Annotated in this window: 14 protein-coding genes; 11 read left to right on the top strand and 3 right to left on the bottom strand. The window is 57.2% G+C overall.

Annotated features, from left to right (window positions below):
- Window positions 1-217: hypothetical protein (locus MJ257_RS18575; RefSeq protein ID WP_240270637.1), on the top strand; the 217-nt coding region annotated here is incomplete at its 5' end.
- A gap of 276 nt (window positions 218-493) precedes the next feature.
- On the opposite strand, the gene MJ257_RS18570 is transcribed toward MJ257_RS18575, so the two are convergent.
- Both MJ257_RS18570 and MJ257_RS18565 read right to left on the bottom strand, forming a co-directional pair.
- Window positions 494-1,387 carry a carbohydrate ABC transporter permease gene (locus MJ257_RS18570; protein WP_240270636.1) on the bottom strand — a complete coding sequence of 298 codons (894 nt, stop codon included), beginning with the start codon at window positions 1,385-1,387 and terminating at the stop codon, window positions 494-496.
- A 21-nt stretch (window positions 1,388-1,408) separates the two neighbouring features.
- The gene (locus MJ257_RS18565; RefSeq protein WP_240270635.1) at window positions 1,409-2,380 is read right to left on the bottom strand and encodes an ABC transporter permease; all 972 of its coding nucleotides are present in this window, start codon (window positions 2,378-2,380) and stop codon (window positions 1,409-1,411) included.
- 250 nt (window positions 2,381-2,630) lie between these two features.
- Between MJ257_RS18565 and MJ257_RS18560 the strand changes: the two genes are divergently transcribed.
- The 10 genes from MJ257_RS18560 to MJ257_RS18515 all read left to right on the top strand — a co-directional run bounded on the left by MJ257_RS18560 (window position 2,631) and on the right by MJ257_RS18515 (window position 16,199).
- On the top strand, window positions 2,631-4,196 hold the full coding sequence (locus tag MJ257_RS18560; RefSeq protein ID WP_240270634.1) for a response regulator: 1,566 nt from the start codon (window positions 2,631-2,633) through the stop codon (window positions 4,194-4,196).
- Window positions 4,174-6,000 (top strand): sensor histidine kinase, encoded by a 1,827-nt coding sequence (locus MJ257_RS18555; RefSeq protein ID WP_240270633.1) that lies wholly within the window; start codon window positions 4,174-4,176, stop codon window positions 5,998-6,000. The genes MJ257_RS18560 and MJ257_RS18555 overlap by 23 nt, the downstream gene beginning before the upstream one ends.
- A gap of 169 nt (window positions 6,001-6,169) precedes the next feature.
- The gene (locus tag MJ257_RS18550; protein WP_240270641.1) at window positions 6,170-7,777 is read left to right on the top strand and encodes an ABC transporter substrate-binding protein; all 1,608 of its coding nucleotides are present in this window, start codon (window positions 6,170-6,172) and stop codon (window positions 7,775-7,777) included.
- A 176-nt stretch (window positions 7,778-7,953) separates the two neighbouring features.
- Window positions 7,954-10,104, top strand: coding sequence for an alpha-galactosidase (locus tag MJ257_RS18545; protein ID WP_308193222.1), 2,151 nt, complete (start codon window positions 7,954-7,956; stop codon window positions 10,102-10,104).
- 7 nt (window positions 10,105-10,111) lie between these two features.
- Window positions 10,112-12,220, top strand: a complete 2,109-nt coding sequence (locus tag MJ257_RS18540; RefSeq protein ID WP_240270632.1) for an alpha-galactosidase — start codon at window positions 10,112-10,114, stop codon at window positions 12,218-12,220.
- Between the two features lie 448 nt (window positions 12,221-12,668).
- Window positions 12,669-13,457 (top strand): ABC transporter permease, encoded by a 789-nt coding sequence (locus MJ257_RS18535; RefSeq protein ID WP_240270631.1) that lies wholly within the window; start codon window positions 12,669-12,671, stop codon window positions 13,455-13,457.
- On the top strand, window positions 13,454-14,266 hold the full coding sequence (locus MJ257_RS18530; RefSeq protein WP_240270630.1) for an ABC transporter permease: 813 nt from the start codon (window positions 13,454-13,456) through the stop codon (window positions 14,264-14,266). The genes MJ257_RS18535 and MJ257_RS18530 overlap by 4 nt, the downstream gene beginning before the upstream one ends.
- A 16-nt stretch (window positions 14,267-14,282) precedes the next feature.
- A complete protein-coding gene (locus MJ257_RS18525) occupies window positions 14,283-15,266 on the top strand; it encodes an ABC transporter ATP-binding protein (RefSeq protein ID WP_240270629.1) in 984 nt (327 codons plus the stop codon).
- 83 nt (window positions 15,267-15,349) lie between these two features.
- Window positions 15,350-15,559, top strand: coding sequence for a hypothetical protein (locus MJ257_RS18520; protein ID WP_240270628.1), 210 nt, complete (start codon window positions 15,350-15,352; stop codon window positions 15,557-15,559).
- A 19-nt stretch (window positions 15,560-15,578) separates the two neighbouring features.
- Window positions 15,579-16,199 carry a hypothetical protein gene (locus tag MJ257_RS18515; RefSeq protein WP_240270627.1) on the top strand — a complete coding sequence of 207 codons (621 nt, stop codon included), beginning with the start codon at window positions 15,579-15,581 and terminating at the stop codon, window positions 16,197-16,199.
- A 61-nt stretch (window positions 16,200-16,260) separates the two neighbouring features.
- Here the strand turns inward: MJ257_RS18515 and MJ257_RS18510 are convergent, their stop codons facing one another.
- Window positions 16,261-21,720 carry a S8 family serine peptidase gene (locus tag MJ257_RS18510; protein ID WP_240270626.1) on the bottom strand — a complete coding sequence of 1,820 codons (5,460 nt, stop codon included), beginning with the start codon at window positions 21,718-21,720 and terminating at the stop codon, window positions 16,261-16,263.
- Window positions 21,721-22,088 lie beyond the last annotated feature (368 nt).

The following is a 22,088-nucleotide window of genomic DNA, read 5'->3' as shown; positions in this document are numbered from 1 at the left end:
AAATGTTGTAAAAAGTACAACATTTTCGGGGATCTCCACGCCAAAGCGGCTGAAATGTTGTAAAAAGTGCAACATCTCAGCCGCTAACCGGCGGTTTGAGCCAAAAATGTTGTATAAAATGCAACATTTTCGCCTCAACCCTCCTAACGAGCCGAAAAATGTTGTACAAAGTGCAACATTTTGCCCCTTCGACGACTGGGGGGAGAACGCCCGCTGACATACGCACGTACGCAAGCGCGCAATTAAGCTAGTAACCAAGCACGCACGTACGCAAGCGCGCAATCAAGCTAGTAACCAAGCACGCAAGTACGCAAGCGCGCAATCAAGCTAGTAACCAAGCGCGCACGTACGCACCAAGCCAGCAACCAGCAACCAAACACGCACGTACGCAACCCAGCACCCCAGCACCCCAGCAACCCAGCAACCCAACCATTCCCCACACAACAAATAACCCGTCCGGCATTCGCCGCGACGGGTTTCTTCATTACCAAACCTAACTTTTGATCGCGCCCATCATGATCCCTTTGACGAAGTACTTTTGCACGAACGGGTAGACCATGATGATCGGCAGGGTCGCGACCATCGTGACCGCCATCCGGATGCTTTCGCTGGAAACCGGGATGCGTTTGGCGTTCTGCGCCATCTGCTGGGCATCGGTCATCATCGCGCCGGTTTGGAACTGGTTCAGGATTTTGACCAGGACGGCCTGGAGCGTTTTGAGCTCCGGCTTGTAGGTGTAAATATAGGAATCGTACCACGAATTCCAATGGCCGATGGCCAGGAACAACCCGATCGTCGCCAGCACGGGCACGCATAGCGGGAGAACGATGCGGACGAAGATCTGCAGGTCGTTCGCGCCGTCGATTTTGGCCGATTCCTCGATTTCGCCGGGCAACTGCTCGATGAAGGTGCGTACGAGGATCATCAGGAACACGCCGATCAGCCCCGGGAAAATAAACACCCAGAACGAATCGATCAACCCCAGCGCTTTGATGACCATGTAAGTCGGAATCAGGCCGCCGCCGAAATACATCGTAAACACGAAGAAGAACGAAAAATACTTCCAGCCGAGCAAATACCGTTTGCTTAAGGTGTAGGCCAGCATGGAGATGCAGATGATCGACACCGCGGTTCCGATCACCGTCCGCAGCGCCGTCACCTGCAGCGCGCTCCAGATTTCCGGGTTTCGGAAAATCGTGGTGTAGCTGGCGAACGTAAACTCTCGCGGCCAGAAATACAGGTTGCCGCGCAGCGAGTCCGTGGCGTCGTTCAGCGAGATGATGAGAATGTTCCAGAACGGGTAGAACGTGACGAGAAAGATGCAAGTCAGGAACAGATATAGGGCAGCGTCAAACAGATGCTCGGTAATCGTTTTATGGTTTTTCATGCCGTTTCCTCCATGCCAGGTTTAAAACAAGGACTGGCCGTTGATTTTTTTCGCGACGTTATTGACGATCACCACGATGATAAAGGCGACCACCGAGCTGAACATGCCGACGGCGGCAGCGTACGAGAACATGCCGTTCTGAATCCCGTAGCGGAACGAATAGGTCGAGAGCACGTCGGAGTAGTCCTTCGTCAGATCGTTCCCCAACAGGAAGTGCTGGTCGAACCCGGCGTTCAGGATGCCGCCCATGGCCAGAATCAGCAGGATCACGATCGTTGGCTTCAGATGCGGGAGCGTGATAAAACGGATCTGTTTAAACCGGTTAGCCCCGTCCACCTTGGCTGCCTCATATAATTCCGGGTTGATCGACGAGATGGCCGCCAAATACATGATCGAGCTGTAGCCCATATCCTTCCACGTATTGCCCAAGGCGACGATCCACCAGAAATATTTGCCGTTCTGCAGGAACAGGATGCTTTCGTTGGTGACGTGAAAAAATTTCAACAGCGCGTTCACCGCCCCGTCCGAGGACAGCAGCGTCACGATAATGTTGGCCGCGATGACCCAGGAGATGAAATACGGCAAATACGAGGACGTTTGCACGATTTTTTTGAAATGCACGTTTTTGATTTCGTTGATGGCCAGGGCGATCAGGATCGGCATCGGAAAAGAGAACAAGATCGTGATCAAGGTCGAAGCCAAGGTGTTGCGCATGATGATCAGGAAATCGCCGTTATTGAAAAAGTAACGGAACCACTGCAGCCCGACGAACTCGCTGTGGAACAGGCTGTACCAGAATCGGCCGAGCGTGGGCTGGTAGTTGACGAACGACATATACAATCCGGCCATGGGAGTATAGGCGAACAGGATCGCCCAGATGAGCGCCGGCAGCATCAAGAGAAACAGGTATTTCTGCTGTTTAAAGACGGGCCATAATTTGCGGCGCGGAATTTTCAGTTCCGTACCTTCGCGTAGATTCAAGTCGGTTTGCATAGCGGCACCTCGCATTGGTTTCTTAGTCGTGACGTTCAGCTTTACTGCTTAAAAAAATTATAAGACCCCCGAAAATTCGCTGTCGATAAAGCAAAGTATCGAATCATGCTTGAAAATAACTTTCATGCGAAAGGAGGATTCAGCTAGCCGGCATGTAAGCGCTATAATCAGAGAGGAGGCAGTTCAAGGAACTGCCTAACCTTACGGTGATCAGATACGGAAAGGCTGCATACGAAGGGGGCTTGCGGACATGTACAGCATTTTTCTGGTGGACGACGAGGAATTGGAATTGGAGATGATGCGGGACTTCATCCGTTGGGAGGATATGGGGATTTACGTCGCCGGTGTCGGCATCAACGGGAAGGACGCCCAGGAGAAAATACATGCCATTCAACCCGACATCGTATTGACGGATGTACAGATGCCGCTGATGAACGGCTTGGAGCTGGCCAACTGGGTCAGCAAGCAGTACGAAGGGACGCAAATCGTCTTCTTGACCGGCCACGACGAGTTCAGTTACGTCAAATCGGCACTGCACGTCGGCGCGGTCGGTTATTTGCTCAAGCCGCTGGACCTGGAGGAAATCGCCGAGGTCATGGGGCGGGTGAAGCAGAGATGCGAAGAGGTGCGTTTAAAATATAAATCGATCCAGATGACCAAAGGCAAGCTGTTGAAAGAGCTGCTCCACGAACAGGACGCGGCCCGGCGGGAGCAGCTCGCCGCCGAGCTCGGCAAGCTGGAACGGCGCGAGGCGGTCGGCTCCTACACGCTGGCGCTCTGCAGCGTAGACCGCGGCGCCGCCGGAGGGGAGCATCCGGGCTCGGCGGCGGCTGCCCTCTCCCGCCTGCCGGGGGTGGCGGAGGAGTATTTCCGCGCGGTCCGCAAGGACGCCGTAGTCGCCGCGCTCCAAGAGGGAGAGCTGGCGATCTTTATCGAGGCCGGCAGCGAGCCGGGGGTTTCGCGGGAGCAGTGGGGCACGCTGCAGCAGACGATCCGGGGGCTGCTCGGCTTGTCGGTGACGCTGGCGGTCGGCAGCGAAGCGGCCGAACCCGCAAACATCGCCCGGCTGTATGAGCAGGCGCGCGTCCTGAAGGACGAGCGGTTTTTCCTTGGGCCGGGAGAGATCATTTTCGCCGGCGAGGTCAAGCCGGGGTACCGCTATGACACGCTGCCGCCCTTCCCGGAGCAAGAATGGAGGGAGGCGCTGCAACAGCTGCGCGGTGAGGACGCGGAAGGGATTCTGAGCGAATATCTTGCGAATGTGCGCCAGCTGCGAATCCATAAGCCGCTCGTGTTCGAATGGGCGATCGACCTGCTGGCCCGTTTGGAGGAACAGCTGCATAGCCCCGGCCTGAACGGCCATGGCGGCGAACCGGTCAAACGCGCGGCTCTCTATCAATCCGTTTACGATTGCCAGACGCTGCAGGAGATCGAGTCGGCCGTCCGGCGGGCGGCAACGCATTATTTGGAGCTGCGGATGGAGCGGTCTACGGACAAAAACGCCAAGCTCGTGCATCAAGTGTGCCAGATCATCGACAGGACGTATCACGAACCGATCACGATCCAAAGCTTGTCCGGCCAAGTTTATTTGTCGCCGAACTATTTGCGATCGATCTTCCGGGATAAAACCGGCATGACCATCCATGACTACCTGACCCGCATCCGGCTCGAGAAAGCCAAGGAAATGCTGGCCGATCCATCGCTCAAAGTGCAGGACATCGCCCAAAAGATCGGCTACGAAAGCACGTCCTATTTCATTTCCTTATTCCTGAAAAACCAAGGAGTCACGCCCAATGAATATCGAAAAAACCTATAAGGAAACAGGCGGCGGGGCTCCTGTGTTCCGGCGGCTGTCTCTGTTCCGGCATCATTGGTACGCCAATCTGCGGCTGCGCAATAAGCTGTTTATCATTTTCCTGCTCGTGTCCTTCATCCCGTGTTCCGTGCTTATTTATTACTCCTATACCTCCACGCGGGACACGATCACCGAGCAGACGTACGCTTCGTTAAGCGGCACGCTGAACCAGATCAATACCAACCTGGAAAACCGTCTGGGGTACTACGAGCAGTTGACGAATATCCTGTACATGGATTCGCAGCTGCGGAATTTTTTGTCCAATGATTACGAGCAGGCTTATTATTATCTGGATGCGTTCCAGTACATCAACCGCACGATGTCTTCCATGATGATTTCGAACGCCAATATTCAGGGCATCACCATTTACATCGATAACAAGACGTTGTATTCCGATAAGCAGTACATCAAATACACCGAGGAGCTGCCGGAAACGGTGAAGCAACAAGCGCTGAATGCGGCGGGGAGTCCGGTCTACACCCATATCGACGATCCGCAGGCCGGGACGTCCTACGTCACGCTGGCCCGTTCGCTTAGTTATTTCAGCCTGAGACAACCTTACGGCATCCTGACGATCAATATCGACGACAAGGAAATCTATTCGCTGATCGAAAAAGAAAACGTCAATAAGAGCGTCTATATCATCGACGATACCGGCCGCGTCATCAGCTCCGGAGATACGGCGATGAAGGGGCAGCAGCTCTTTGACGTCTATCCGATTCAAGCCGATTTGACGTTGTCCGGCGGAAAGTTTGACACGAGGGTCGACGGTCAGGAACGCTTTTTCACCTACAAGAAGTTAAGTAATGGCTGGACGACGGTGATCACCGTCCCGTATGACGAATTGCTGGCCAACACGAATCAGGCGACCAAGCGAATCGTCTGGATTTCCGTCACCGTGATCGCAGTGGCGGCCCTGTTGATTTTCGTGACGGCCAAAGTGATTACGAAGCGGATCGAGGTGCTGCTGCAGCAAATTCGCAAGGTGGAGCGGGGGAATTTCCAGGTTAAACGCAAGCCGATGGGCAACGACGAGATCGGGCAGCTGTCGTACGCGTTTCAGAAGATGGCGGCGCGAATCCAGGAGCTGATCGACGAGGTGTACGTCAAGGAAATCGCGGTCAAGGACTCGGAATTGACGACGCTTCAAGCACAGATCAATCCGCATTTTCTGTACAATACGTTGTCCTCGATCTCCTCGCTGGCTTTGAAGGAAGGCAGCATGCAGGTTTACCAGATGGTCAGCCATTTGTCGAAGTATTACCGGATCTCGTTGAACAAAGGCAAACGGGTCGTCCTTTTGGAACAGGAAATCCAGCTGGTCAAAAACTACGTTTCGATCCAGGAGATCCGTTTCCGCGGGATGCTGCACATGCATTACGATTTGGACGAGTCGTTGTTTAACCGGACGGTCATTAAGCTGATCCTGCAGCCGTTTATCGAGAACTGCATCAATCATGCGATCTGGAACGAAGCCGGCATCCATATCATCGTCAAGCTGAAGGAGGAAGGAGAGGATCTTCTGCTGCAGGTGATCGACGACGGGCAGGGAATGACCCGGGAGCGGCTGGAAGAGGCGTTCAGCAAAGCCAGCAATCAATCCGGCTACGGCATCAAAAACGTCGACGACCGGATCAAGCTGGCCTATGGGGAACGATACGGCGTGGAGGTCTTCAGCCGGCTCGGGATCGGGACGAATGTCACGATCCGCCTGCCGCTGAATCCGAATGCGTCCGAGCTGGAAACCCGGCTAAACACGGGCTAAATCCCGGCCCAGCCGATGAAAGTCGTTTTCCACTATGAATAGTAACATTGCGTTATGGATAAACGGGGAGGCGCTTTTTACAATTGAGGTGAGCTTGAGGTCCAAGCGCAAAAGCACAAGAGAGGGGTTTACGCGAATGAAGAAAAAGCTGCTATTCATGGTATCCTCTATGATGATCCTCGCCCTGCTCGCAGGCTGCGGGTCCGGGAACGCCCCGTCGGCCGGGGGGAATTTGCCCGCGGCGAACGGAGGGACGAACGGGGAGGCGCCAGCGGATGATAAGTCGCCGATCACGTTAACGTTGTTTGACCAGAACACGGGCGATCCTTTTACGAACCCGGTAGCGAAAGCGATTACAGAAAAAACCGGCGTGACGGTGGAGATCCAGCAGCCGACCGGGAATCCGGCGGAGAAGCTGAATCTGATGCTCGCGAGCAACGACTTGCCGGACATCGTGCTGATGAGCCGCGGCAGCGACATCATGAACAAGTATATTTCCTCGGGAGCCGTCATTCCGTTGGATGATCTGATCGAGAAGTACGGACCGAACATCAAGAAGATGTACGGGGATACGCTGAAGAAAACGCGCAGCGCGGACGGGAAGAACTACTATTTGGCCAACTGGTACGGCCTGGAGCAGTATCCGGTGTTCGGCTTCCTGATGCGGATGGACTTGATGAAGGAGCTGGGCGTCGGGGATAAGGTGAACAACGGCGAGCCGTTTACGGCCGAAGAGTTCGAGAACCTGCTGAAGGCGTTTAAAGAGAAGTACCCGACGATCGACGGCAAGGAAACCATCCCGATGACGCTGAACGGCGAGAACATGAGCGGCGTGACCGGGACGTTCAAAGGGATGTTCGGCATTATGCCGTTTTACGAGAAAGACGGCAAGCTGCAGAAGGATATCCGCGATCCGCGGTACTTGGACATGATGAAATATATGAACTCCCTGTACCGTCAAGGCCTGCTTGACAAAGAGTGGGTGACGATGAAAACAAAGCAGTATGAGCAGAAGCTGGGGGCGGGCAATATTTTCGCCACGGCCGACGCGGGCTGGAACGTGGGGACGTCCAACGGCTTGCTGAAGGCAGATGCCCCGGACCCGGCCAAGGCGGAGGAAAGACAGTTTTACCAATATAAAGTGCTGGCGCCGGGCGTCGGACCGGACCAAACGACCTACGGGCCGAAGAGCTCGCTCGGTTGGGACGGCATCACCATCAGCAAAACGAACAAGGATCCGGTACGCACGATCAAGTTCCTTGATTTCCTCGCCAGCGAGGAAGGGCAATATTTGATGATGTGGGGCGTGGAAGGCGAGCATTGGGACATGAAGGACGGCAAGCACGTGCCGCGTCAAGAAGTGTTGGACGCCTTCAAGAAGGATTGGGCGGAAGCTTCCCGCACGACCGGCATCCGGAAATGGACCTGGACGATCAAGAACGGTCCGGGCTCCGACGGTACGCCGTATGACCTGATCGGCCGCGGCATGACCGATCCGACAACCGACCTCGCGATCAAGAACCTCGCGGATACGTCGTTCGATACGGCGCCTTACGACAGCCTCGGGCCGGCCGGCGGTACGCCGGAAGCGATCATGGAGACGAAGGTTAACGAAACGATCAACGAGTACTTCCTGAAGATGGCCCTGGCTCCGAGCGAGCAGGACGTGGTCACCTTGTACGAAACCATGATGAAGCAAGTGGATGCCGCGGGTTTGCCGAAACTTGAGGAAGTCTACAATAAGAACTACGAAGAGCGTATGAAATTGTGGGAATAGAGCGCTAGGGCAGAGTGACGCGAGCGGCGGGGGACTGGGTTCCTCCGCCGGCTCGCGTTTTTTTGCGCAGCGGGGCTGCCCATCAACTCCCGCAACAACAATAGCTCGCATCAACCCAGGGCAGAACACCGGTAAACAAAAAAGTCATTTCCCGCTATCGATCGGAACATCGCTCTATGGAACCCTGGGGAGTTCGACCTTATAATGAGGGCGAATATGCGGAGAAGGAGTGGAGTTGGATGACCATGGACGGACCGAGTACGGAAAAAGTCCGCTGTTGGGCGGAATCGGATACGCAATTGCATTTGGATAACGGCCTCGCCCGGTTAACCTATGATCTGGCCGGCGGCGAATTCGCCTTTGCCAGCCGCGGCGCGCTGAACTGGAGCGGGATCCATAGCGCGTTCCGCTGGCAAGGCCGGGAGGTTCATACCGGGATGTACGGGAGCCATAAGGCGTACGGGGAGCCGAAGGAGCTGAACGATCGTTTCGGCCGAGGCGTCCAGGTGGTGATTCGGCATGAAAAAACCGGCTTGCCGGAGGTTGAGCAGCATTTTTACCTTTATGAGCGGCAGCCGTTCTTTTTGATCCGGGTCGTCGTGACCGGCGGAGACGGAATGAAGCTGAACCGGATGGCGGTGCTGAAGTCGGCCAAGCTGGAACTCGAAAAAGGCGCTGATAACGGGGCGTCCGGGGAGGACCAGCTGCATGCCCTGCGCATCCCTTACGACAACGATAAATGGGTACGCTACATCGCCAAGGCGCTGCCTTGGGAGACGGAAAGCTACGAAGCGGCCGCGCTTTTCTTCCCGGGGAGCCGGCGAGGCTTTGTGACCGGTTCGGTGTCCCATGACGTGTGGAAAACCGGCATCCGCATCCGAAGCGAACAGCCCGGCAAGCTGGACGAGTTCGAGCTGTATGCCGGGGCTGCCAGCGAAATGACGCGCGATACGCAGCCGCATGGCTATGTACACGGTCCCCGGGTCGCGTCTCCGCTCGTATTCGCCGGGTATTACGACGATTACCGCGAGGGGCTGGAGGCGTATGGCCGGGCCAACGCGGCGGTCGAACCTCCGCTGAAATGGGAGGGCGGCGTGCCATTCGGCTGGAACAGCTGGTCCGCGGCGATGAGCACGCTGGATTACGAGCTGTATACGTCGACGAGCGACTTTTTGAAGCGGGAGGTGCAGCCGCTGGGGTTTGAGAGCGACGGCACGCTCTATATCAATTTCGACGCCTTCTGGGACCGGCTGACGGCGGAGGAAATGGCCGACGCGCTGCGCCGGGTGCAGGCGAACGGGCACAAGCCGGGCACGTATTGGACGCCGTTTGCGTTCTGGGGCGGACCGGAGCAATTCGGTCGCGAAGTGGAGGGAACGGACGGCAAGTATACGTACGGCGAGATCCTGCTCCGCGACGCGGAAGGGGAGATCGTGGCCGACATCGCCGGCGGTCTGGCGATCGATCCGACGCATCCCGGAGCGTTGCAACGGATCGATTGGTTCACCGAGAAGGTCATCCGCGAAGGCTTCGAATACCTCAAACTGGACTTCATGGCGCATGGGGCGCTGGAAGGGAAGCATCATGACCCGGCCATCACGACCGGAATCGCCGCTTACCGCCGCGGCTTGTCTTATTTGGCCTCGAAGTTGTCGCCGGAGGCGGCGGGACGGCCGTTTTTCGTCAACCTGTCGATCGCGCCGCTCTTCCCGTACGCCTTTGCTCACAGCCGCCGCATTTCCTGCGACGTGTTCGGACAAATCGGCGATACCGAATATTTGCTGAATTCCCTGACTTATGGCTGGTGGATGAACGATTCGTTATATCGTTTCAACGACCCGGACCACACGGTGCTGTACAAGAGCTTCAACCAGGAAGCAACGGGCCATCATGAAGGGCGGAGCCGGTTGACGGCATCGGCCATCGCCGGAACGTTGCTGCTGCTTGGCGACGACTTCCGCAAGGAAGGGGCGGCGGAGCGTGCCAAAGCTTGGCTCGGCAACCGCGCGGTGATGGACGTCGCCCGTTTGGGGCGGACCTTCCGGCCGCTGGAATGGGGCTTCGGCGACCGGGCGGCCGACGTGTTCGTGTTGGAGGCTCCCGGTTCAGGGACAAACGGCGGCGATGCGCTGTATGTCGCGGCGTTCAACTTCGACGGAACGACGGCGGCCCGGAAGACGATATCTCTGGCGCGGGCGGGACTCGACCTGAAGGCGCACTACCGGGTAGTTGACTTGTGGGAAGGTAAGGAGCACGAAGCCGCGGGCCAACTGGTCGTAGACCTGGCGCCGGCGGAAGCCAAAATATTCAAACTCAGCGGAAGGTGATCAGGACATGGCCATTTGGGTGGATGAGCAAAATAAAGGTTTCGCGCTGCAAACGAACGGTAGCTCATATGTGTTTGGCATCAATGAGAAGGGCCGCCTGCAGCATTTGTACTGGGGGGCGCCCATTGATCCGGCGGAGGCGCTGCCGCTGCTCGGGACGTGGGGGCATAGCTCCTTTGACGCGGAGATCGAACGGGAGGTGGAAGAGTTCAGTTTCTGGGGCGGCGTCGGCTATGTCGAACCGTCGCTGAAAGTGACTTGGCCGGACGGCGTGCGTGATTTTTGCCCCCAATATACCGGATGCCTGGTGGATCGGCAAAATGGGAAGGAAACGCTGACATTGACGTTTCGGGATGAGGTATATCCGTTCGAGGTTCGCTTGAGTTATGCGGCCATTTCCGAGCACGACGTGCTGGAACGATCCGTTAGCTTCGCGAATTTAGGCGACGAGCCGGTGCTGCTGGAGACGATCCAATCGGCAGCCTGGACGATGCCGGTGCTGCGGGACTGCCGGTTCACGCACGTGACCGGCAAATGGGCAGGCGAATTTCAGTTGCGCCGGACGTTCCTTTCCGAGGGAAAAAAAGTGCTGGAGTCGCGGCGCGGCTTTACGGACGGCCATGCCAACCCGTGGTTTGCCGTCGATGACGGGACGGCGGCGGAGGACCGCGGCGACGTCTGGTTCGGGGCGCTGGCGTGGAGCGGCAACTGGAAGATCGTCGCCGAACGAACCGCGTTTGGTCTCGCGCGCGTAACCGGCGGCATCCACGACTTCGACAGCACGTGGCTGCTCGGCCCCGGCGAGACCTTTGCGGCACCGATGTTCATCGGCGGTTACAGCGCCGCCGGGTTCGGCGGGATGAGCCGGCAACTGCATCGCTATCAGCATCATCACGTACTGCCGAGCCGGGAGCCGCGCAAGGTGCTGTACAACTCCTGGGAAGCGACGTATTTCGATGTAAACGCGCAGGATCAAATGGCCCTGGCGGAGCGGGCGGCCAAGCTGGGCGTCGAGTTGTTCGTCGTCGACGACGGCTGGTTCGGGGCGCGTAACCACGACCGTGCGGGACTCGGCGATTGGGTCGTCAACCGGGAGAAGTTCCCGAACGGGCTTGGCGAGTTAATCGATCGGGTGCACGAGCTTGGCATGGAATTCGGGATCTGGGTGGAGCCCGAAGCGGTAAACCCGGACAGCGACCTGTACCGGAGCCATCCGGATTGGGTGTACCATTTTCCGACCCGGGGACGGACGGAGCTGCGCAACCAGTTGCTCCTCAACATCTCCAAACCGGAGGTCAAAAGTTACATCCTGGAGTTCATGACCGACCTGCTGAGCCGGCACCAAATCAAGTTCATCAAATGGGACATGAACCGGACGGTGACGGAGCCGGGCATGAAGGATCACCCGCTGAACCGCCAGAAGGAGATCTGGATTCGCCACGTGCAAAGCCTATATGAGATTTGGGCCGAGCTTCGCCGGCGTTTCCCGCACGTGGAATTCGAGACCTGCGCCGGCGGGGGCTCGCGGATCGACCTCGGCATCTTCCGATATGCCGACCAGGCCTGGCCCAGCGATAATACCGATGCGTTTGACCGGCTAAGCATTCAAGAGGGCTTCTCCTATGTTTATGCGCCGAAGATGATGACCTGTTGGGTGACCGAGTCCCCTACCGGGATGAACCGCCGCGTTCTGTCGCTGCCGTACCGGTTCCACAGCGCCATGACGGGAACGCTGGGCATCGGCGCGAACCTGAACCACTGGAGCGACGCGGAGCTCGAAGAGGCGGCCGGCTTCGTCCGGCAATACAAGGAGATCCGTCCGCTGGTGCAGTTCGGCGATCAGTACCGGCTGGATGCGCTGGACCACCTGGGCGTGACGGCGGTCCAATACGTGGATGAAGCCCGCGGGGACAGCGTGCTGCTGGCCTTCCTGCATTCGCAGCGGCTGGGCGACCACCTGCCCCGCTTATGCCTGCAAGGCCTGGCGCCGGATAAATCCTACGCGATCGAAGGGCAACCCGGCACCCGGAGCGGCCGGAGCCTGATGCAAATCGGCCTCGAGCTCCCGCTGCGCGGCGACTTTGACAGCCTGCTGTACCGAATTCGCGAAGCATAGCGTTGTCTACGGATAACCCCAGCCTACTGTGAGAAATGGGTTGGGGTTATTTGCGTTGAATTGTGTTCGTTTTTTCATATACAAAATGCGGACGGCGGCAAAATTTCTCCATTCTATTCGGTTTTTCATACAGATTCTGTGCCTAATACCTGATGAGGCGAGAATGTGTATGAAATTTCATCTACAATTCATTGGAATTTTCGGAATCTCTCCATTCTATTCGATTTTTCGCATACATTTGTTGCCTGATCTTGGCTTGGAGCTGTCCAACAATCGGAATAGGGATGAGCCGGGAGAAACACGCCAAAAGGAAAAATTTACTTGCCACGCCCGTATTATTGCGGTATGCTAATGTCCTTCTTTCATATTCGCCTTGTCTGAAGTGGACGGGTCATCCGTCCGGGAGAGCGATACGATTCGCTCTAAACATGCTTATCGGAGGTGTCAAATGTTTAACCCTGGGCTTTATTTCACCCTGGCTTCCAAAGCCTACGCCCGCAATGTGCAGTACCGCGGAGCCCACCTGGTGCATAATGTCGCAAGCGCCATGTTCGGCTTTATGTACGCGTGCATCTGGATCGGGCTGGGCCGGGACCACTCGCTGGGAACCTACGGAACGCAAGGCATGGTCGCTTACATCGCCTTCACGCAGTCCGCCCTCTGGATCACCAGCTTCATCACGAACGGCCTCGGTATTCCGCAATCCGTCAGGACCGGGCAAATCGCCCTGGATCTGATGCGGCCCATTCACCTTTTCACCCACGCGATGGCCAAGGAATGGGGGCAAATCGCCTACCAGCTCGTCTACAAATCCATCCCGATTTATCTCCTGTATTTTTTCGTCTTTTCCCTACCGGTTCCAGGCGATGGAATCGCCGTTCTGTTCACCGTCGCCGGCTTGCTTGGAGCCTCCTACTTATCCATTTGCATCAACTATCTCATCGGGATCAGTGCATTATGGACCACCGAGTCGTCATGGTTTTACTGGGGGCATCACGCACTGGTCAATTTGCTGGCCGGCTTTTTTATTCCGCTGGAATGGCTGCCCGGATGGCTTGAATCCTTCGCATGGCTCACGCCGTACCCTTATTTGCTGTATGTGCCGACAACGCTGTATCTCGGAAACGGAAACGTCTTCGCATTATGGGGGACGGTATTTTGGTGCGCCCTGATGACCTTGCTATGCCTCTTGGCCACCCGGTTGCTTCGGAGGAAAGTGGAGGTGCAAGGGGGATGATCTCAGCAGCGAAATTACGCTCCTGGCTAAGACTATACGGACTGCTCGTTCGCACGACCATCCGGAGCCGGATGCAATACAAGTTCAACTTTATTGTAGGCACCTTGCTGGCCGCGCTGGTTCAAATCTCCGAATTTCTGATGGTCGCCATCGTGTTGGACCGCTTTGGCGCGATCCGGGGGTGGTCGGTGTACGAGATCGGGTACCTGTTTGCGGTGATGACGTTATCCAAAACGATCTACCGCACGTTTGCCGATGAAGTGCATCATTTGGAAAAATACCTCGTCGGCGGCGAACTCGATCAACTGCTTACCCGGCCGATGCCGCTGCTCTTGGCGTTGATGCCGCTGAAGCTCCGGCTGATGCCCGCCGAGGTGCTGCAGGGCGGAGTCATTCTCTGCTGGGCGCTGGGAGCGATGATGCGCAGCGGACAAGTTGGCTGGACCGCTGTGATCGTGACGCTGTTCATCATCCTGACCGGGGCGGTCATTCTGTTCTCGATCGGGCTGGCCACCGCTACGCTGGGCTTCTGGACGACCCGGATCGTCGAGCTGCAGAACATTACGGAGGATGCGGCCCGTACCGCCGCGCAGTACCCGCTGACCTTGTATCCGAAATGGATGTCCTCGCTGCTGTTGTTCGCCATCCCGGTCGGCTTCGTCAACTACGTGCCTTCATTGTACATTTTGCGCGGAGACATGGGACCGTGGGTGATCGCGGCAACGGCGGGCATCGCCGCCATCTGCTTATTCGCCAGCCTGCGGTTTTGGAGGTACGGCATCACCAAATACCAGAGTACGGGAAGCTAAGGGGAGTGGGACGAAGATGATTGAAGTACAAAACTTAACGAAGGATTTCAAAACCCCCGTTGTACGCGAAGGGAAATTTTCCGGGCTCCGCACGTTGTTTTCGCGGGAATACCGATTGAAGGAGGCGGTGCGGGGCATCAGCTTCCAGGTCGAGCGCGGGGAATTCGTCGGATACATCGGGCCGAATGGGGCAGGTAAATCGACGACGATCAAAATGCTCACCGGCATATTGCACCCGACCTCGGGAGAGGTGACGGTTGGCGGCGTTAATCCGCACCGGGACCGGCGGCAGGCGGTGCGTCAACTTGGCGTGGTATTCGGACAGCGCAGTCAACTGTGGTGGGATTTGCCGGTGAAGGATTCCTACGATATTCTGGCGGAGATGTACGGCGTCGGCGGAGCGGAGAAGGTGCAGCGCTTGGATCAATTCGCCGAGCTGCTGGATCTGCGCGAGTTCTGGTTGACCCCGGTCCGCAAGCTGTCGCTGGGTCAACGGATGCGGGCCGACATTGCGGCGGCGATGCTGCATGATCCGGACCTGTTGTTCCTCGACGAGCCGACGATCGGACTTGATGTGCATGCCAAGCGAAATATCCGGCAATTTTTGCAGAAGCTGAACCGGGATTTCGGCAAAACTATCTTGCTCACGACCCACGACATGGACGACATCGAGCAGCTTTGCAACCGCGTGATGGTCATCGATCAAGGCAGGCTGACCTACGACGGTACGATTCCGGCCCTGCGGGAACAGATCGGTTTGCCGACGGTGATTCGCGTCAAATTCCGCGGCCCCTTTCGGGTACCGGAGGAAGCGGAGACGGGGAGACTGCCGTTTCGGGTGACGGACACCGAGGAAGGCATGGTGGTCGTCGAAGCGAACCGGCATGAGATCGGAACGATGGAGATCATCCGGCTGCTGGGCGGTTGGGGCGACATCGATGACGTCGACATGGCCGAGCCGGCGTTCGAGGAGGTCATCCGCAGCTTTTCGGCTTCTTAATGAAAGGCGTGGTTGTATTTTGATGCCCATTAAGCTATTTTATAGGTAACTTATTAGACGAATCGGCGAACGAGGAGGGTTGGATGATGCGGCAGGTGGATATTTCGGAGATGATACGCCCGGTTAGCCGGAAGAGGCAGAAACAGATCATCCAGACTTCGGTTTCTTTAAAGCCTGCGCGTTCGGAGGCCGAAATGGAGCTGTTGATGCGGAGCGTGAGAAGTCGCTTTTTGAAGAGTCTTTCGGAAGGGCGTATCCAAATCGACAGCGAGAGAGAATGGACCTTGCGCTAAAAACCGGGGAGGGACGTCATTGTCTACCGTATGGGAAAGTGAAGGGTTTCGTGAAAAATTAATTGTGGCCAAACAACGCTTGCATGAGCTTGCTGTCGATCCTGAGCGTGCGAACTGGAAAGAATTTTATGCCATGGGGATCTTGACTCCGCTGCTCGATGAGGTCGGAGCTGATCCTGCCGTCATTGTGGGAGGACATGCGGTGGAATTGTACACTTCGGGCAGTTATAAAACGGCGGATATCGATTTGGTATTGATTCGTGACGATTTAGCGCGCCGGTTATTTGAGCTGCTGGGTTTTGAACGGGCATCTGATCGCAGGCATTATTATGCACAGGAATTGGATATGCCAATTGAGATCCCAAGCGCTACTCTGGCGGGATCAAAAGATAAAATCATCAAGCTGAGCACGCCCGAAGGATATTGCTATGTTATTGGGATCGAGGATTTGGTGCTGGACCGTCTAAAAGCCGCCATATACTGGAATGACAAGCGCAGCGAGGAGTGGGCCATCTTCTTGCTGGCGGCACAGCTAGAGAATCTGGATAAAGAATACCTCTTCTCGGCAGCCCAGCAAGAGGATCCGGAGTTAGCGGATAAACTGAAACAGATATGGGAACGGGCCAATACACCTTCCTAGTTAAAAAATCGGCTCCAAGCGGCATAAACCGCTTGGAGCCGATTTGCTTTGGGTCCGAAAATTACCGGATCACGATTTTGTGAACCACCGAGCTTACGGCGCCGTCGTCATCGGTCACCGTCAAGGTGACGGTATAACCACCGGCGGCAGAAAAACGGTGATTGACTTTGGGGCCGAGCTCCGTGCCGCCGTCGCTGAACGACCAGCTGTAGCGGACGATGCGGCCGTCGGTATCCGAGGAGGCCGAACCGTCAAAGTCGATCTGTTTATTCTTGGCTGCACGCTCGACGGCATCGATCACGGCAACCGGCAGGACGTTCGGGGTGTTTCCAGGATCCTCTCCAGGATCTTCCCCGGGATCCTCACCCGGTGCGCTGACGAACAAGCGGCCCGGTGCCTGGAAGTCGCCGCTGTTCCCAGCCGCGTCCCGAACCGTAACCACGATCAGGCCGCCTTCCAGGACAAGCGATGCGGGCGTCGTATACGTCCCCTCGTAATGCCCCGGCGTCGTTTCAGTAAGCGGAATTCCGTTGCCCGCACCGCCCGATAACGACAACGGCAACTCGATGCGGAACGAAGCCGTAAGACCCGGAACGCTGTCAAAGGATACCGACAGCGCTTCTCCTGCTGTCAGATGGACGTCCTCAGCCGGCGTCAGATGGGCGATCTCCGGCAGCTCGGTATCCACGTATACGGTCCGGGTGACCGTCGTTTCGTTTCCGGCCAGGTCCGACGCGGTGACGGTGATCCGATTTTCGCCGGCGTTAATCAGCAAGCGGTACGCAAATGCGCCGCCGCCTTCCAGCGGAACCTCTTGACCATTTACGGTCAGCTTGCTCAGGAACTCATCGAGCGCAGAGCCCGTCACGTTCAGCACTTCCGAATTGGTCCGGAAGCCATCCACCGGCGAAACGACATCCAGCTCCGGAGCGGCGGTGTCCAGCGTAATCGTGACCGGCAGCGAACGGTCGGTTGTTTTCCCGTTCACGATCACTTCGGCAGACAAGGCGTTGGCTCCGTCATGAAGCTCGATCGGCAGGCTGAACTGCCCATTTTCGACCGTGGTTTCGCCTGCCAGCTCGGTGCCGTTGTAGAGCTTAACGTCGGCGTCGTTGGCTGGCGAGGTTCCGGTCACGGTGAAGGTGGTTTGATTCGTGTAAGCCCCGTTCGTCGGAGACGTAATCACCGGCGCGTTCACCGGATAACGCACGGTGGCGCGAATCATGTAGTTGCCTTCTTCTTCGTCCGTCAAGCCCCACGTTCCGCTGATCCGATTCCAGCTGCGGTGGGCGTTCGGACCGGTTTCGTCGGTGGCTACTCCAGGAGCGCTCGTTCCGGCCAATGTTTGAATGTAGACGATATAGAAGTCCCCTTCGACGGTTACCGGTTCCGGCAGCTCGAGCACGGTCCATTGGTCGTTGCGCAGCGCCGTGCCGTCAAACGGACCGGCTAATGGCCGCCCCGGCGCCCCGTCCGGTCCCGATGCATCGTAAACGGCATATTGGAAGGCGGTTCCGCCCGGAACCGGCCATTCGGTGTTCCAGAACCGGATCGACGCGCCGGTGATTTGCGCCGCGCCGGCGTCCGGCGTCATGCGAACGGCCCAAGCGTTATTTGCGGCGTTGAAGGCCCAGGCATTCTCCGCCGTGCCGTCATCGTAGGCGATTTCGCCCGGCAAGCCGACGAATGGCTTGAGGGCCAATGAGCCGTCGGCCGTTCCGTTCGGCGGAACCGTAACGGTTAACGTATTCCCGTAATAATCGGCCGCTCGGACCGACAACGTATAGGTGCCTTCCAGCACCTCGAACGAGAAGCTTCCATCGGCTCCGGTCGATTGAGGCGCGATCGTCGCATCCTCTAGCACCATGACGGTAGCGCCTTGAATCGGCTCTCCGGTGCGTTCGTCGGTAATCGTCCCGCCAAGGGTTCCTTTCGGAATCGGCTGCAGGTTGAAGTTCACCTTGGCGTTCGTTTGATCGGCAACGGTGACATTTGCCGTTTGCGGATAATAGCCATAGGCCTCCGCTTTCAGCGTGTAATCCCCGGCGACGTGATTCAAGCTGTACCGTCCGGTGGCGGGATCGGTTTTCACCGAACGCCCGGTTTCCAGCACCGTTACGGTCGCACTCGCCGGCAGGCTGCTGATGCCGATGTCTCCGGCAGGCTTCGCTTGCTCCACGAGCTGTTCGTATTCGGCCTTGCTCGTACGGATCAGCTTATAGGCAGGTCCGGATTTTACCGCCTTGTCCGCTTTCGTACTTGCTTCGCCAAGCACGTTCTTCGTTACGAGAGATTCCGGCGTATTTGCGCTTAACACCTGAACGTTGTCGATGTACCAGCCGGCTTTCACGACGCTGTTGTCCGTCGTTAATCGGAACCGCACCTTGACTTGTTCTCCGGCGTAAGCATCGAGATTGTAGTATACCGGGCTCCACTGCTTGCCGTTTGTGCTATGCGAGAATTTGCCCAGCTCGTTCCACGTATTTCCGCCGTCGGAGCTGATCTCCACATAACCGTTATCGTAATTGGTTTCGATTTCGAACCACTGATCAAACAGCAGCGTGGCATGATCGACGGCGCCCAAATCGATCGTCGGGGAGACGAGGGAGGCGCTTGCTCCATTCTCATAGCTGTTGTCGAGGTCGGTCCCCCAAACGTTAGGCGCCGAGACCGCGCTGGCCGGTCCAGTCCCCGCAGGAATGCCGCGTTCCCATTCGTCCCGTGTTCCGCTGTGCGTCCATCCATTGTCGCTGCTGCCGTCGAAGTTGTCGCTGAATACCGTTGCCGGACGCACGACCGTTAGCTCCAGCTCGTTGGACTTGGCGCTTTCGTTGTCGCTGTAATCCGTCGCGGTGACTGCGTAATAATAGGTATGATCCGTTTCGGTTGCCGCATCGGTGAATACCGTCTGCGCGGTAGTTCCGATCGCTGCATAACCGGATCCCGACGTGGTCGAACGGTACACCGTATACAGCTTCACGTCCTCATCGGCGGACGGGGACCAGGACAATTCGGCGTTGCCGGCAAAATTGACGGAACCGCTCAGATCGGCAGGTGCCGCAGGCGCAGTGGCGTCAGGCGCTTGCAGGGACAGGTCGTCCAGGTACCAGCCGGCCTTCTGCACGGAGCCGTCGCTGCTCAGTCCGAACTGCAGGTAAATCTGTTGGCCGGCATATTCGCGCAGGTCCAGATATTGCGTTTTCCAGCCGCCGCTCGTGCCGGTGAATTCCGCCAGCGGAACGAAAGCGTAATCGGTGTCCAAGGAAGCGATGTACACCGTGCCGAAATCGCGGCTTGCCTCCAGGTCATACCAATGTTTAAAAGAAAGCAGCGCCCCTCGCGGGCTATCCGTCAAATCGATCGGCGGCGTCAGCAGATACGAATCGGCGCCGGAGGCGTAACTTCCGGTCAAATTGCTGGCGTACACCTTGTCGCCGGAATAAGCGCTGCCCGGTCCGCTAACCGGCGTTCCCCAGGCCCAGGTGTTCCCGGTACCGCCCGACTGGAACCCGGTGACCTCCGTCTCAAAATCCTGGAGATACCCCGGCTCGATGCCGGCCGACACCGTGACGGCATACGGCTTGCTGTCGAACCCGTTGTTGCCGAAGTCATTCACCCGAATGTAATATTCTAGTCCGGCCGTCCCGATCAGGAAGGCGGGGACGGTGGCTTCGTATTCACCGTCCTTTTCATTCCCGGAAACCCGTTTAGCCGGTAGGTATAAATAATGGCTGGTTCCTGCTTCCTTGGCGTAAAATTCGACCGACGTGACGGCGACATCGTCGCTGACGCGTGCGGAAAGCGTCACGTCGAAGCCTTCATATACTAAAGGTGGTGGCGTATGTTCCAAAGCCGGCTCGTCCAGGTCCTCTCCGGCGGTGACTACGCGCCCGGAAACGGTGCCTACCCCTTGCAGGACGGAGCCGACGGCATCCAACGCATTCACGATCCCGCTTCCGTACCCATTGTTGGGCGTCGTGGGATATTCGCTGTCCGTCCGAGGCGTAGCCGTGCTGGTCAGGATATCCTCCAGCTGGTCTACCGTGAGGGAGTGGTTCGCCTGCAGCAGCAGGGCGGCGATCGCCGTCGTATGCGGACCGGCCATCGAGGTGCCGTCCCAGCCCCCCTCATAGACTCCGCCGGGGACGGAGGAGCGGATGTTCACGCCCGGCGCGGAAACCTCCGGTTTAATTTTGTCGTAAGGCGAAGGGCCCCGCAAAGAGAAGTCGGCCAAATTCCCGTTGATATCGGTGGCGCCGGTGGCGAACGCCTCGGGATAGTTGGCCGGTGCGGCGACGGAACCGGGGCCGCCCGGGTTGAATTCATCAACGTTGCCTGCCGAAAACTCGGGGAAGATCTGCGCGCTTCTCCAAGCCTGCACGATCGGGCGGAACCATTCGTCGATGCCGGGTCCGCCGCCCCAGGAGTTGTTGACGACATCGGGAGCCAGCTCCGGATGGAGATTTCCTTCGGAATCCACCGGGGCCAGCAGCCACTGGCCGCCGTCCAGGATGATCGCGTCCGTGGTAGAGGGGTTAAAAATGCGAACCGCGATCCATTTGGCCCCCGGCGCGACTCCGATCTGGTTCGAGCCGTCCGGCTCCGAGCCGACCATCGTCCCCATGGTGTGCGTGCCGTGGCCGTGGCCATCCGTCGGGAGCGAAGCATGGCTATGCGGATCGTACCAGCTGAGCTCGGGATCGACGATATTGCCCGAGGCATCGAATCCGCGCCATTTGCTCCGCAAGGCCGGGTGGTTCAGCTCGACGCCGGTATCGAGGTTGGCGACGACGATGCCGGTCCCGTCGATGCCCATGTTCCAAACCTCGGGGGCATTGACTTGGGCGATGTTCCATTCGACGCTGCTAGGCGTGACCTTCGCCGGATCCTTGCTTGCGCCGTCCAGCGAAGACGCCTTTCCGTCAGCCGGTTTCGCGGAAGGCGTCTCTTCGACGGGCAGCGTTGCCGGTTCTTTATGGATTTCGACCTTTTGCAAGTGACGTTCTTCATTCGGGAGGATCTTCTCCACTTCAGGAAAAAGGGCGATTTGCTCCAGTACCTCTTTCGTACTTGTCACCGCCATGGCATTTACGATAAAGTAGCTTTTGTAGTCTTTCACGTTTCCGGATTGCTGGGCTTTCTGCAAGTAATCCTCCAGCGCGAATTGGGTGCGGGAGGCGGTCTCGCGCAACGCGCTGACGACGGAGGTTCGGGCGGAAAGCTTCGCGGCGGAAGGCGTTGCTTTCTCCAGCGTGGCTTTCTGGAGAGCCAGCTTGGCGACCGAGGCCGTATCGGTTTGTTCTTTGAGTTTGACTAGGTAGGTGACGAAGTCGTCCTGCTTAAACTGGGTCTGCAATTTGGCGTCGATTTTGGCTTCGGCCACGTGGGGCGCGGTCGACTTCAGGCTGCTTTTTCCCGAAACTCCGCTGCTGTCGGCAGAGGCTGCGGGAACGAGGGTCAACGCCAGAAGAATCGACATGCCAAGCGAGAAAGATTTGCGAAATCTCTTGAGACTTATCAACTTCTTCACTCCCTTTATGAGGTTTTAAAGTCCAGCATACATCCTTTGGCGGCCGCCCGGAGCAACGTTCGGCAAGGTCCGGACACGTTATGCCTGGAAACGGGTGGAGCAAGAGCAAGCGTCCCTTTGTTCATCACCTCCTTAATCGAAGTTATTGAAGCAAATGCGGGTATGCCATGGTGGATGAGAAGTTGAAATTGAAGTTGAAGTTGAAGCCGGATGGAGTGAGAGGCGTAACGGAAATCCAAGTCATCCTGATGTGAAGGAAAGTTGACGCGGAGTGCACCTTATTTTCAACAATTCATAAAATAAGGTAAAATCTGGAGTTGTTGGAGATAGTATATATCTGTAAAATTAAGGATACAAGT

Origin of the sequence: Paenibacillus timonensis (assembly GCF_022427145.1) — a bacterium.
GTDB lineage: Bacteria > Bacillota > Bacilli > Paenibacillales > Paenibacillaceae > Fontibacillus > Fontibacillus timonensis.
The sequence above is the reverse complement of the archived record's forward strand: the minus strand, read 5'-3'. Positions and strand labels throughout refer to the sequence as shown.

What these genes read in the sequence shown, in the direction of transcription:
- MJ257_RS18570 (WP_240270636.1), bottom strand. Translation starts at nt 1,387, where the DNA reads ATGAAAAACCATAAAACGATTACCGAGCATCTGTTTGACGCTGCCCTA.
- MJ257_RS18565 (WP_240270635.1), bottom strand. Translation starts at nt 2,380, where the DNA reads ATGCAAACCGACTTGAATCTACGCGAAGGTACGGAACTGAAAATTCCG.
- MJ257_RS18560 (WP_240270634.1), top strand. Translation starts at nt 2,631, where the DNA reads ATGTACAGCATTTTTCTGGTGGACGACGAGGAATTGGAATTGGAGATG.
- MJ257_RS18555 (WP_240270633.1), top strand. Translation starts at nt 4,174, where the DNA reads ATGAATATCGAAAAAACCTATAAGGAAACAGGCGGCGGGGCTCCTGTG.
- MJ257_RS18550 (WP_240270641.1), top strand. Translation starts at nt 6,170, where the DNA reads ATGATGATCCTCGCCCTGCTCGCAGGCTGCGGGTCCGGGAACGCCCCG.
- MJ257_RS18545 (WP_308193222.1), top strand. Translation starts at nt 7,954, where the DNA reads ATGGAACCCTGGGGAGTTCGACCTTATAATGAGGGCGAATATGCGGAG.
- MJ257_RS18540 (WP_240270632.1), top strand. Translation starts at nt 10,112, where the DNA reads ATGGCCATTTGGGTGGATGAGCAAAATAAAGGTTTCGCGCTGCAAACG.
- MJ257_RS18535 (WP_240270631.1), top strand. Translation starts at nt 12,669, where the DNA reads ATGTTTAACCCTGGGCTTTATTTCACCCTGGCTTCCAAAGCCTACGCC.
- MJ257_RS18530 (WP_240270630.1), top strand. Translation starts at nt 13,454, where the DNA reads ATGATCTCAGCAGCGAAATTACGCTCCTGGCTAAGACTATACGGACTG.
- MJ257_RS18525 (WP_240270629.1), top strand. Translation starts at nt 14,283, where the DNA reads ATGATTGAAGTACAAAACTTAACGAAGGATTTCAAAACCCCCGTTGTA.
- MJ257_RS18520 (WP_240270628.1), top strand. Translation starts at nt 15,350, where the DNA reads ATGATGCGGCAGGTGGATATTTCGGAGATGATACGCCCGGTTAGCCGG.